The organism is Acinetobacter sp. AOR12_HL, assembly GCF_027855275.1.
Lineage (GTDB): Bacteria > Pseudomonadota > Gammaproteobacteria > Pseudomonadales > Moraxellaceae > Acinetobacter > Acinetobacter baumannii.
On record NZ_JAKTIJ010000007.1, the window covers coordinates 1 to 12,747 of the forward strand.

Here is a 12,747-nt window from a genome sequence, read left to right on the forward strand (position 1 = left end):
TTATTAAAAAGTATTCATGCTACGACTGGTGAAACTTTGCCTTATGAGTTTCACCATGCAACCGAGCAAGAGATTAATCAGGCCTGTGAAGCAGCCAGTCAAGCCTTTAAGACTTACCGCCATACCTCACCTGAACAGCGTGCAGTTTTTTTAGAAAATATTGCCGATGAGCTCGATGCTTTGGGTACAGATTTTCTTGAAATTGTCTCACAGGAAACCGCTTTGCCAATTGCACGCCTACAAGGTGAACGTGCCCGTACCAGTGGGCAAATGCGTTTGTTTGCCAAAGTATTGCGCCGTGGTGATTTTTTAGGTGCCCGTATTGATACTGCTTTACCTGAGCGTCAGCCTTTACCTCGCTCAGACCTGCGCCAGATTAAAATCGGTGTTGGCCCTGTTGCAGTCTTTGGGGCAAGTAACTTTCCTTTAGCATTCTCAACTGCGGGTGGTGACACTGCTTCGGCACTGGCAGCAGGTTGCTCTGTAGTGGTGAAAGCCCATAGTGGACATATGGCGACAGCAGACTTTGTAGCGCAGGCAATTGAACGTGCCGTAGAAAAATCAAATATGCCAAAAGGTGTGTTTAATATGATCTACGGTAATGGTGTGGGTGAACCACTGGTTAAGCATCCTTTAATTCAGGCAGTTGGTTTTACCGGTTCACTGCGTGGTGGTCGTGCTTTATGTGATATGGCCGCAGCCCGACCACAACCGATTCCGGTGTTTGCTGAAATGAGTAGTATTAACCCGATGTTGATGTTGCCCGAAGCCTTAAAAAACCGTGGTGAAAAAATTGCACAGGACTTGGCTGATTCAGTAGTTTTAGGCTGTGGTCAGTTCTGTACCAATCCGGGTTTAATCTTGGGAATTAAATCAGCTGAATTTAGCCAGCTCATTAGCAACCTGACTGAAATTATGGGGGCTAAGCCTGCGCAAACTATGCTCAATGCCGGCACCTTAAAAAGCTATACCGCTGGTCTTGAGCACTTAACCCAGCATCAAGGCGTTGAACACTTGGCAGGTCAAACTCAACAAGGTAATCAGGCTCAGCCACAACTGTTTAAAGCTAATGTTGAGCTTTTACTGGCAGGTGACCAGCTTTTACAAGAAGAAATCTTTGGGCCAACCACAGTCATCATTGAAGTTGAAGATAAAGCCCAACTCATTCAGGCATTACAAAGCATGAATGGGCAACTGACTGCGACTTTAATTGCCGATGAAGCTGACTTAACCGAGTTTGCAGATGTAGTTCCTGTGCTAGAGGAAAAAGCTGGTCGATTACTCATAAACGGCTACCCAACAGGTGTAGAAGTGTGTGATGCGATGGTGCACGGTGGACCATACCCAGCCACTTCAGATGCACGAGGCACTTCAGTTGGAACCTTGGCCATTGACCGTTACTTAAGACCTGTGTGTTACCAGAACTATCCACAGAGTTTATTGCCGGAAGCCTTAAAAGACAGCAACCCATTGCAGATTTTAAGACTGGTGAATGGTGAGATGACTAAAGAAGCGATTTAAGAATAAAAAGAGACCACAAGTTGGTCTCTTTTTACTTCTACATTTAGGGTTTTTAAGGAGTTATAAGCTCCTTAAAATCAATCTAGTTTGTAATTAATATTTTTTAAAAATAAATCAACAGCGTATTCAACCCAAGTACTAATTTCATCAGCTGAGATTAAATAATCAGGATGAGTCAAACACTTTAAGTGGGCATCACTTCTTAACAGTGATAAAAATATATTTGCTGCGACTTCCGAAGAAGACGTTAATTCAATTTCTCCTTGTTTAATCGACTTTTCAAGATAACCTGCAATAATATTTGCCAGACGTTGTGGTCCCACTTCAAAGAACTTTTCGGATAATTCCGGGAACCTTACAGCCTCTGCAATACACACTCTAAAAAAAGCTAAACCTGAATGCGATAAGATAAAGCACAGATAAGTTTTCCCAATTTCGGTTAAGGCTGAACGTAAATTTTTGGCTTTTGTCTCGACCGACATAATTTGTTTTTGCATGTTGGTACATTGACGTTCAATGACCGCAGCAAACATCGCTTCTTTATTTTTAAAACAACCATACATAGTCGCTTTTGAAACGCCGGCTTCTTTTTGAATCATATCTGTGGTTGTTCCACTAAAACCATGGATCAGAAAAAACTTTGTTGCTGCATCCAGAATTTTTTGATCTTTCTCATTCGTTTTAGTGCAATCAGACATACGACCCTACAAACATATTTAGCAATTTCATTCTTAGTGTAACTCATCGAAAAGTTCAAAATCGAGAATTGACGTAAATTTAATAAGATAGTAGAGTACCGATCGGTACAGTTGAGCTTAATCACCGCTATAAGCATTAAGCTCATTTTAAAATTTAAGGTAAAAGATGAATATACGACCACTCATCGGTTTGGCAGGTGCCATTTTTGCAGCCATGACTGTCGAATTTAATAACCGAATTAGCAGCATTACCTTGGTCGATATTCGCGGTGAGATGGGTATTAGTGTCGACTCTGGTTATTGGGTCAGCAGTATTTATGCCAGTGCCATGATTATTGGGATGATCCTGTCCACCAGTTGGGCCGTTATTTTTTCCATGCGTCGGGTTCTTCTTTTTGCGATAGGACTTTGCCTCTTCTCTAGCGTTTTAATTCCTTTTAGCCCAAATATCGAAATATTTTATTTATTACGGGGATTACAAGGACTCGCCAATGGCTTAACCATTCCTTTATTAATGGCATGTGCACTTAGATTCCTAGGACCTGAAATTCGTCTATGGGGCTTGGCCTGCTATGCATTGACAGCAACTTTTTTCCCAAACTTAAGCGCTGCGCTTGCTGCCTTTTATTTAGATGTGATTGGTTGGAAGATGATATTTTTCCAAACCATTCCTTTTTGTGCTTTAAGTGCTGCGTTAGTTTACTTCGGTATTCCGCAAGATCCGTTAAATTACTCAAGAATAAAAACTTACGATTGGACTGGCGCGATTCTAGCCATTATTGGTTTGGCAAGCCTTAGTACCATGCTTTTGCATGGCAATCATTTGGACTGGTTCCATTCAAAATTGATTTGTGTTTTGGCTTTAATGAGTGCCATTACCCTACCTTTATTTTTAATACATGAATGGCGCTATCCAACACCATTAATTAAACCGCAAATGCTCGAAATACGGAATTTTGGTTATGCTGTTATTGCGTTGTTCTGCTTTGTGGTAATTGGTATGTCAACCAGTACATTACCCCTTAATTACTTAAGCGCTGTGCATGGTTATAAGCCCACTCAAACTATGTGGATTGGCTTACAAATTGCCGCATTACAATTTATCTATATCCCGATTGTTATTAAAGTTTTGAACCAAGCTTGGGTTGATAGCCGATACGTACATGGGTTTGGTTTGCTTTTGGTTATGGTTGGCTGCTTAGGTGCAAGTCAACTTGATACGACTTGGAACCAAGACCAATTCTATTTTTGGCATGCAATCTCATGTTTAGGACAAACCTGTGTAGTGCTTTCGCTCCTCATGATGGGTACAAATAGCGTCCATCCAACTATGGCAATCTATGCTTCGCCTATGATTAACACCCCGCGTGCTATTAGCGGCGTACTCGGTGTGTGCCTTTTAGACTGGGTCAATCGAGTACGTGGTGAATACCATTCAACACGGCTGATTGAAAATACTGCACAACATGTTTTTCAAAATATTCAAGGTCCTGTTATTAATCCTCTTACCCCGCCTGTGCTGAGTGCAGATGGTACCGAACGTGTTTCCGGTGGTTTATCTGCCTTAAATTCTGCGATTCAGGCACAGCAATCTGTTTTAGTCATTAGTGATCAATATCTGATTTTAGCGGGACTTACTGCAATTTTATTTATCGTTATGCTGATTTTGCCAGTTAGAACTTATCCACCACGCATTGCTCTCATTAAGTTAATGAATAGTCATAACTCAGGAAAATCTTTATGAGTACTCTCGAAGCCCAAGATCACTCCATGACCGAGTCACCCAAGTTAACAAAGATGCAATATCTTAAGAAACACTGGGTTATGGTTATTGCATTTATTATTGTTCTAGTTTCCATTTTATGGATTTTAAAAGTTATATTTTTACCTTCTTCCATTGTTAAAACTGATGATGCGCGGGTAGACGTCGAGTACTCAACCATTGCTCCAAAAGTGTCAGGTAATATTGAAGAAATTTATATTAAAGATCACCAGACCGTAAAAAAAGGCCAGCTTTTGGCACGGATTGATGCACGTGATTATCAGGCGGCTTTAGCTGAAGCTGAATCTAATTATACCAAAGCACAAGCTGACTTAAATGAAGCAATGCTGGCAGTAGAAAGACAACCAACTGTTATTCGAGAAACAGAGGCCCAGCTTAGAAAAGTAGAAGCCGGCATTAAACTCACTAAAGATAATACCGCACGCTATGAGCAATTACAGGCACTTGGTGCTGAGTCTAGATTGATTACACAACAATCAAAAACCACATTGACCGAGCAATATGCCGACTTGGACAGTAGTAAAGAAAAAGTTATTGATGCACAGTATCAGCTCAACCAATATAAGATTCAGGTTCAAGCTAAACAAGCTGCTTTGAAACAAGCCCAAGCTGCGCTTGATAAAGCAAAACTGAATCTAAGCTATACAGAAATTCGAGCGCCTATTGATGGCATGATTGGGCAGAAGTCTGCAAATGTGGGCAACTTTGTTGGCGCAGGTAATCCACTCATGGTGGTTGTGCCTTTAGATCAAGTGTATGTAGAAGCAAACTTCCGTGAAATTGAGCTAAAACAAATTAAAATCGGCCAGCCTGTCACTGTTTATGTCGACGCTTACAATGTTGAGTTAAAAGGTGTGGTAGATAGTTTCTCACCATCGACTGGTGCATTCTTCTCGCCAATTTCAGCAACCAATGCGACGGGTAACTTTACTAAAATTGTTCAGCGTTTACCTTTACGCATCAAACTCCTTGAGAACCAACCTGATATTAAATTGTTGCGTCCTGGTCTATCTGTTGTGGTTTCTGTAGATACGACCAAATAAACGGAATCAACTGAGCACTTCAAACTTTAAATGAGCCTCATTGTTAGTCTTACTCCTAATGAGGCCTCATCAAATTCAATATTAAATTAAGCCCGTATTTTACCCTTCTACCTTTTTATTCTTACTACTTGAATAGATAAAATATAAAGCAATTCCTAAGCAAATTAGCGCCCCTAATCGATACAATGAAAAAGGAAGCGTTTCATTGCCGAACCAGCCAAAGTTATCAATTAAGATACTCATCAAAAGTTGCCCAAAAATCACAGCCACCGTAGCAACTGCAGCCCCAATTCTTTGTACAGCCAGTACCATAATGACAATATAAGGCACTCCACACATGGCACCTAACAACTGCCATTTGGGAACATCTAACAAGGTTAAGGTTTGTTTTGGTTCAAAGTAAAAAATAAGGAGAGCCGTAATTAGAGCACCGACCGAGAAAGTCAAAAAAGCACTACGAAATACACCAACTTTTGCTCCAAGTTGACCATTAATTGCAGCCTGTACACTCAATAAAGCACCACCAAGAACGGCGAGAAGAATCATTAAAATTGTCATGGCTGTCTCCTACGCTTTTGCCACAAGTACAAGTGCAGCAACAATAAAGATGAGTGCCAAAATTCGTTTACGATCAACCTTTCGGTGCGGAGTTCCTAGTAAACCATAGTGGTCGATAATCAGACTTTTAGATACCTGTCCCGCTAAAATGCCAATCATGGTCATTGCAATGCCAATAATTGGAGTGGTAATGGTCAAAATAATGACGTAAGCCGGACCTAAAACGCCACCAAGTAATTGCCAAGATGGAAGTGTAAAAAATGAAGGGCTATTGCGTGGGCTAAAAAACAACATGAGTAAAAAAGTAAGTGCTGCACCCACACCAAAAATACTAAAAGTGGCCCACAACTCACCTACTTCCTTTCCTAACGGCCCTAAAAGCCCAGCTTCGACCGATAGCCCCATTCCCCCTAAAATAGTTAGGAGTAGTAATAGAATTTGCATCTACATTGCCTCATCTGTATCTAGGCAACGAATACTAAGGTAGCTAATTCATCAGAAAAATAGCATAATTCATGAATCACTTTTGCAGAAATTGCACAAATGGATTTAACAAATTCGATTGATATCCGCATGCTTCGCTTCTTTATTAGTGTTTACAATGCTCAAAACTTCTCGAATGTAGCACGTAAAGAAGATGTGTCTGCCTCCATGATTTCTCGAACCATTCAACAACTTGAAGATGCGTTGGGGCAACAACTTTTCTACCGAAATACACGAGCAATCACACCGACCGAATCGGGCAAATTATTTTTTGAATATGCAAAAAGAATTACCGAACAATTTGATGAAGCTCAAAAGGCTTTACAAGATAAAACCATAGAGCCATCCGGACTCGTCCGCATTAATGCCCCTGTGTTTTTTGGTCAACGGCATATTGCGCCGTGGTTGGCGGGTTTATCAGAGCGTTATCCAAGGCTTCTAATAGAACTAATTCAAACCGATGAATTTATAGACCCATTACGCGAAAGCACAGATTTAATATTTCGTATTGGAGCACTGACTGATTCATCATTTCATGCCCGTATTTTTGGTACACAAAAATATCATTTAGCCGCCTCTCCTCAGTATGTTGCCAAATACGGTACGCTCGACCACCCAACAGAACTTAATCAACACAAGTGCCTAGTCTATAAAGGTTTTGAAGGTCCTAACCGCTGGTTAGTGAGAAAGCCCAATGAAGAATGGGTACATTATCCAATTACCCCGTTACTTTCTTCAAACAATGCCGAGAGTTTAATGACAGCCGCGCTTCATGGCATGGGGATTGTTTTATTTCCTGATTGGCTGATTGGCGAAGCTTTAAAAAAAGGTGACTTAATAAAGCTTTTACCTGAATATGAAGTCGCGATTAAATCACAACCCCAGCATATCGCAGCCATTTATCCAAATGTTCGTCATCCACCACTTAATATTAGAGCAGTGATCGATTATTTTGCAGAAATCTATGGCGACACACCGTATTGGCAGAATTAGTTTTCTTTTCAATGCCAGCAAAGTATTCCAATATCGACATACTTTGCTGGTGTCTCATCAGAGATAAAAATAAGATTAAAAACTTGAAATAAATAAGAATTTAATTTGCACTCAAACTTAAATTATCAACTTGTTCTGATTTTTCTTTTTTAATGAGATAACCCAATATAATTTGCAAAGTCACGCCAATAAACGCACAACATGACATTAAGAGAAAACACCAGATATACCCCTGATGACTATGCCAGCCACCAAAGCTCGTAAGCAAATATCCCATAATAATCGGTGCGACTGCCCCACCTACATACTGAGCAACTGTAATTAAACTATTTGCAGTTCCAATTGCTCCGGCTGGCGCATAATCTGATGCTGTCGCATAGAAAATAGGCCAAATTGCGTTGGCAGATAGACCAAAAAACAGTTGTATTGCAATGACGGAAACCACGCCTGAGGTTAAACAAAAACTTGCAATGCTGACCGCCATCCAACAACCACATAAAATCAATGTGAGTCGTCTGCCAATCTTATCGGACAAAGTCGGCCAAATAATTTGCCCCATCATGCCGGTAATTGTAAATACAGCGCTTAAGCCAGCCGATTTCGCCAGATCTAACCCGACAATATTGTATAAAAATGCAGGAAAGATAGTTAAAAAACCAATATAAACCACATGGGTAATTAAAGTACTGGCTGCGGTAAACACAATTCCCCGAGAACTTAGAGTTTGTTTTAAACGTTCCCATGTACTATGCGTACTCGTTTTTTCTTCTCCTTCATCGTGCACAAAATCTGTTGGTGGTGTGAATTGATTATCTACACAAGATTGGTGAAACTCTGAATAACGTTTACGGGTCGAATAAATCGCCCAAAAAGTTAATGCCGGTACAGCAAATATAATTCCAAGAAAAAAGGCATAGCGCCAATTCTGCGGACCAAAATAAGTAATGATGGTGGCCATTGCAACACCGCTAAGTAGCGCTCCAACCGGATAACCTGAGTGATGAGCACCTATGGCAAAACCGCGATGTTCCTTGGGCCACCATTCTGCGGTATTACTCACCCCAACTGGCTCTGCCACCCCACAACCCAAAGAAACCATAATACGTAAGGTTACGAACTTATAAAAACTTGAACTTAAAGATGTAATGCCTGAAAGCAACGAAATAAAAGTAAATCCGATTACTAAGGGCCACTGAAAAATTCCTCGCTTCCAACCGGACGCATGTTTATCACTTAAAGCAGCAACCGGAATACTAAGAACGGCCAAAGAAAGTGTAATTGCAGCAATGGTGTATCCCCATTGCGTTGGAGATAAATTAAATTCATTACAAATCATATTGGCTGCGCGGAAAATCAACTCTCGGTCGTATGCAACAACTACCCAGATAATCCAGCAAATCACTAATGATACCCAAGAGTGGCGATGAACTTTTTTTAGGCTCATTTCTAATTCCTTTTTAATTAAAATGCATCCACATGCTTTTACGTATAACGCTATGTCATTTGTCCACTCTTAAACTATCAAGTCGATTTAGAATTACTAATGATATTTCTACACCACGTAATAACTTATATTTATCAATTTAGTTCTTAGCTATTTATTTCCCTACATTTTTAATCCACTGGACCAATAACAATCCCTTATTAGGTAAAGAAAAATTTTCATTGGTTTTTATATTTAACTTTCATTAATTTAGTTTCATCGATGAATGACTGAATAAAAGGACTAAAAAAGGAATTATGGAAATTAAAGTACTGGTAGATGTAAAAACAAAACTTGGAGAATGCCCAACTTGGGATGCTGTTCGCCAACGCCTATTTTGGGTAGATATTGTTGATGGACGATTATTCTGTTGTGATGAATTCGGTGGGAATATACGGGCGTGGGAAGTTCATAAAAAAATAGGTTCTTTTGCTTTACAAGAAAATTATAACGGCGCAATTGTTGCGCTCGAAGACGGGCTATATCAACTCGACTTTGACACAGGCAACTTAAAATTTATTTGTAACCCTGAACCAGACCTACCTCAAAATAGATTAAATGATGGTCGTGTCGATCGGCAAGGTCGATTCGTTTTTGGCTCTATGAACCGCCTTGAAGATGGGAATACCGCGTCTCTCTATCAATTAGATGCAGATTATAAAATAGAAAAATTAGAAAATAATATTAATACTTCAAATAGTATTTGCTGGAGTCCTGATGGTACTAAGCTCTATTTTGCAGACACATGGCAAGGTGAAATCTGGTCTTATGATTATGATCTTGAAACAGGCCAAATCTCAAATAAAACTATTTTTTGTAAGATAGATACATCAGACGGTGGTTCAGCAGATGGCTCGACAGTAGATCGTGAAGGCTACTTATGGAATGCAAAAGTATATTCCGGTCAGTTAGTACGTTATCGTCCTGATGGACAAATCGATCGTATTATTGAAATGCCTGTAAAAAAAATTACCAGTGCAGTTTTTGGTGGAAAAAATCTTGATGTCTTGTTTGTTACATCTATGTCGCAACCGCCTCTTCCGAGATTCCCTGATGACAACCAATTGCGAGGCAGTGTTTTTGCCATTTATGGGCTAGGCATTCAAGGATTAGCCGATGCTCGATTTATGGGGTAATGACTCACTTCCTACAAGAAATACTTAACCATAAACGGTAGTGAACAAGCTCTGCAGCTTAATAAGGAAATCTTTATTAAGCTGCATAAAGAATTAATTAATTGTTATTTCATAATGAAAATTATCGGCCAAACCATAAGACTCACGGTATTCGACCGCGACACCTTCAAGATTTTTTGCAATACAGCATACCTTCACTAAAGGGTCTTCAAGGTGGTTATTTAAATAGCTATCTTTAATATTTTTCTCAAAAGTTAACCGTTCTGTTGCAGAAGAAACAAATTGACCGCAGTGCTGATAATAAAAAGGATAAAGTAAGTTACCAAACTCAGCGATTGGAATTTCTTCCAGATTTTTAAATAAGCGTTCAGGTAGCCAGATTCTCTCACTTAATACAACGACATCTTCATGCTTACGGACACGCTCGATATAAAGCAACTTGTCAGTGTGCCCAAGCCCTAACTCGGCGTTTACTTCCGGTATTGCATCACACACTTCTACTTTTTTGATCTGTCCTTGTGGCTGCATGAACTCGCCTTTTTTATTACGTAATCTAAAAAAACGAATAAGCGAATTTTCAAAATTAGGTTGTTTGAGGAAAGTTCCTTTTCCTTGTTGTTTAACCAATAAGCCGTCTTCAACCAGTCCTTCAACCGCCTTTCTAATGGTTCCTACCGATACACTATACATTTGCGCAAGTTCTTGTTCACTTGGAATAGGCTCTTCGACTGTCCATTTTGACTGGATCAGTAGTTTTTGAAGTTCCCAACGGACCTTTTCATATCTTGGCAATTTAAAATTTTTAAATGCAGTCTCATCAAGCATTTGCGTTAAACATTATGAAATCGATTTGACAATATTAGCATAGTTCTGTGTAATACAAAAAACCAAACATATATATGTTTAGATGTTTATATATTTATCAAGGAAGATAATATGACTGCATTGATGCTGATGGCTTTAGCCGTATCGATAGGTTTAGGTTATAAAACGAAAATTAATATCGGATTTTTTACGATAGCGTTTGCCTACCTGATTGGTTGCTTTGGCATGGGTCTTAAACCTTCCGAAGTTATTGAATTATGGCCTGTCAAAATTTTCTTTATTATTTTATCTGTCACTCTGTTTTATAACTTTGCTTTGGCAAATGGTGCTTTAGAGAAGCTTGCCAGCCATCTTTTATATAAATGCCGTAAGTTTCCTCAGTTTTTACCTTTAGCGATTTTTTTCGCAGCAACCATTATTGCTGGCCTAGGTGCTGGTTTTTATACAGTACTTGCCTTTATGGCACCGATTACACTGCTGCTGTGTAAAAAAACCAATATGAATATGATTATTGGTGGGATGGCTGCAAATTACGGCGCTTTAGCTGGCGCAAATTTTATGACATCGCAAAGTGGCATAATTTTCCGAAGCTTAATGGAAAATACTGGCATTAGCTCACAAACAGCTTTTTCATATAGCAGTGGAATTTTTGTCTTGACTTTAATTATTCCAATTGCGGTGTTGGGAATTTACACCCTGTGGAATAGAAAAAGTAATTCGATTGTGATTGAAGATCAAAAGCCTGAACCATTCGACAAAAAACAGAAACAATCCATCTTCCTTATTATTTTAATGATGTCGATTGTTTTAGTTTTTCCAATCTTGTATCTTGTTTTTCCCGATGTAAAAACGATTAGCTTTTTAAACTCCAAAATTGATATTGCCTTCCTTGCCATTACTTTCTCGCTCATTAGTTTACTTATGAAACTTGCCGATGAGAAAAAGGTCATTGCACTTGTGCCTTGGGGAACACTGATCATGATTTGCGGTGTCGGTATGCTCATCGCATTAGGTGTGAAGCTTGGCATTATTACTACCCTTTCTGAATGGTTAGCAAACAATGTTCCTGTGTGGGTCATTCCAGTACTTTTATGTCTCATCAGTGCCATTATGTCTGTATTTTCAAGCACTCTCGGCGTAGTTGCTCCTACCTTATTCCCAATTGTTCCGGCGCTAGCACTTACCTCTGGCCTAAACCCACTAGTGCTGTTCATTTGTATTGTGGTTGGCGCTCAGTCTACAGCGATTTCTCCTTTCTCGTCTGGCGGTAGCCTCATTATGGCTTCAGCACCAGCAGACATCGACAAAACCAAATTCTTTAATCAACTGTTATTTAAAGCAATTCCTGTAGGAGTCATTGCCGCTTTAATCGCTATTTTTGCTTTAAAATTTGTAATGTGAGATGAAAATGAACTGTATAGATACACATGCACATGTTTTTTCGACTCAGGACCACAGTATCGAAACAGCACGTTATGCTCCTGATTATGAGGCAACTGTACAAAGTTTTATCTCTCATCTTGATGAACACAATTTCACGCATGGTGTTTTGGTTCAACCCAGCTTTTTGGGTACCAATAACCAAGCGATGTTAAACGCAATTCAGCAATACCCTGACCGTTTAAAAGGCATCGCCGTTGTTCAACATACGACGACTTTTGATGAGCTAGTGAATCTCAAGGCACAAGGCATTGTAGGTGTTCGCTTAAATCTATTCGGTCTTAACCCTCCTGCGCTAAATACGCCTGACTGGCAAAAATTTTTACGAAATGTGGAAAGCCTCAACTGGCAAGTTGAATTACACGCACCGCCGAAATATCTGGTTCAGCTTTTACCACAATTAAATGAATACAGCTTTGATGTCGTAATTGACCATTTTGGCCGAGTTGACCCTGTTAAAGGGATTGAAGATCCGGATTATCAGAAATTTTTAAGCTTACTTAACGTAAAACAGCACTGGATTAAAGTGTCCGGTTTCTATCGTTTGGGTGCTACACCCAACAATATAAATATAGCCAAACAGGCATATAACATTTTCAAAGAAAAAGGTTTTTTACAAAAACTCATTTGGGGAAGCGATTGGCCGCATACCCAACATGAATCCTTAATAACTTATGAAGATGCGATTAAAGCTTTTAAACAGATTGTGTTTGATAAACACGAGCAATGTTTAATTTTAAATCAGAATCCTACCGAGCTGTTTGGTTTCTCACGTACATAAGGA

At 39.5% G+C, this 12,747-nt stretch carries 12 protein-coding genes; 7 read left to right on the forward strand and 5 right to left on the reverse strand.

Annotated features, from left to right (window positions below; genetic code table 11):
• A partial coding sequence (locus MKL36_RS02440; RefSeq protein ID WP_270908967.1) for an aldehyde dehydrogenase (NADP(+)) occupies positions 1–1,521 on the forward strand: 1,521 nt, incomplete at its 5' end.
• Positions 1,522–1,598: 77 nt separating this feature from the next.
• Here MKL36_RS02440 and MKL36_RS02445 read toward each other — a convergent pair.
• Complete coding sequence (locus MKL36_RS02445; RefSeq protein WP_001278390.1) at positions 1,599–2,219, reverse strand: TetR/AcrR family transcriptional regulator; 621 nt, start codon at positions 2,217–2,219, stop codon at positions 1,599–1,601.
• 166 nt (positions 2,220–2,385) lie between these two features.
• On the opposite strand from MKL36_RS02445, the gene MKL36_RS02450 reads away from it, so the two are divergent.
• Positions 2,386–3,963, forward strand: coding sequence for an MFS transporter (locus MKL36_RS02450; RefSeq protein WP_001026286.1), 1,578 nt, complete (start codon positions 2,386–2,388; stop codon positions 3,961–3,963).
• On the forward strand, positions 3,960–5,045 hold the full coding sequence (locus MKL36_RS02455; protein ID WP_000105394.1) for an HlyD family secretion protein: 1,086 nt from the start codon (positions 3,960–3,962) through the stop codon (positions 5,043–5,045). The genes MKL36_RS02450 and MKL36_RS02455 overlap by 4 nt, the downstream gene beginning before the upstream one ends.
• A gap of 99 nt (positions 5,046–5,144) precedes the next feature.
• On the opposite strand, the gene MKL36_RS02460 is transcribed toward MKL36_RS02455, so the two are convergent.
• Positions 5,145–5,603, reverse strand: coding sequence for a DMT family transporter (locus tag MKL36_RS02460; RefSeq protein WP_000153889.1), 459 nt, complete (start codon positions 5,601–5,603; stop codon positions 5,145–5,147).
• A gap of 9 nt (positions 5,604–5,612) precedes the next feature.
• Positions 5,613–6,047 carry a DMT family transporter gene (locus MKL36_RS02465; protein WP_001166490.1) on the reverse strand — a complete coding sequence of 145 codons (435 nt, stop codon included), beginning with the start codon at positions 6,045–6,047 and terminating at the stop codon, positions 5,613–5,615.
• Positions 6,048–6,146: 99 nt separating this feature from the next.
• Between MKL36_RS02465 and MKL36_RS02470 the strand changes: the two genes are divergently transcribed.
• Positions 6,147–7,079: a LysR family transcriptional regulator gene (locus MKL36_RS02470; RefSeq protein ID WP_000366413.1), complete on the forward strand. Its 933-nt coding sequence runs from the start codon at positions 6,147–6,149 to the stop codon at positions 7,077–7,079.
• A 100-nt stretch (positions 7,080–7,179) separates the two neighbouring features.
• Here the strand turns inward: MKL36_RS02470 and MKL36_RS02475 are convergent, their stop codons facing one another.
• Positions 7,180–8,523 carry an MFS transporter gene (locus MKL36_RS02475; protein ID WP_000053791.1) on the reverse strand — a complete coding sequence of 448 codons (1,344 nt, stop codon included), beginning with the start codon at positions 8,521–8,523 and terminating at the stop codon, positions 7,180–7,182.
• A 296-nt stretch (positions 8,524–8,819) separates the two neighbouring features.
• On the opposite strand from MKL36_RS02475, the gene MKL36_RS02480 reads away from it, so the two are divergent.
• Positions 8,820–9,698 carry an SMP-30/gluconolactonase/LRE family protein gene (locus MKL36_RS02480; protein ID WP_000404159.1) on the forward strand — a complete coding sequence of 293 codons (879 nt, stop codon included), beginning with the start codon at positions 8,820–8,822 and terminating at the stop codon, positions 9,696–9,698.
• Positions 9,699–9,791: 93 nt separating this feature from the next.
• Here MKL36_RS02480 and MKL36_RS02485 read toward each other — a convergent pair whose 3' ends face one another.
• Positions 9,792–10,523 carry a GntR family transcriptional regulator gene (locus tag MKL36_RS02485; protein WP_270908968.1) on the reverse strand — a complete coding sequence of 244 codons (732 nt, stop codon included), beginning with the start codon at positions 10,521–10,523 and terminating at the stop codon, positions 9,792–9,794.
• 111 nt (positions 10,524–10,634) lie between these two features.
• Here MKL36_RS02485 and MKL36_RS02490 point away from each other — a divergent pair, with 111 nt between their 5' ends.
• Both MKL36_RS02490 and MKL36_RS02495 read left to right on the forward strand, forming a co-directional pair.
• Positions 10,635–11,924 carry an SLC13 family permease gene (locus tag MKL36_RS02490; protein ID WP_000126042.1) on the forward strand — a complete coding sequence of 430 codons (1,290 nt, stop codon included), beginning with the start codon at positions 10,635–10,637 and terminating at the stop codon, positions 11,922–11,924.
• 7 nt (positions 11,925–11,931) lie between these two features.
• On the forward strand, positions 11,932–12,744 hold the full coding sequence (locus MKL36_RS02495; RefSeq protein WP_000995624.1) for an amidohydrolase family protein: 813 nt from the start codon (positions 11,932–11,934) through the stop codon (positions 12,742–12,744).
• Positions 12,745–12,747: the final 3 nt, after the last annotated feature.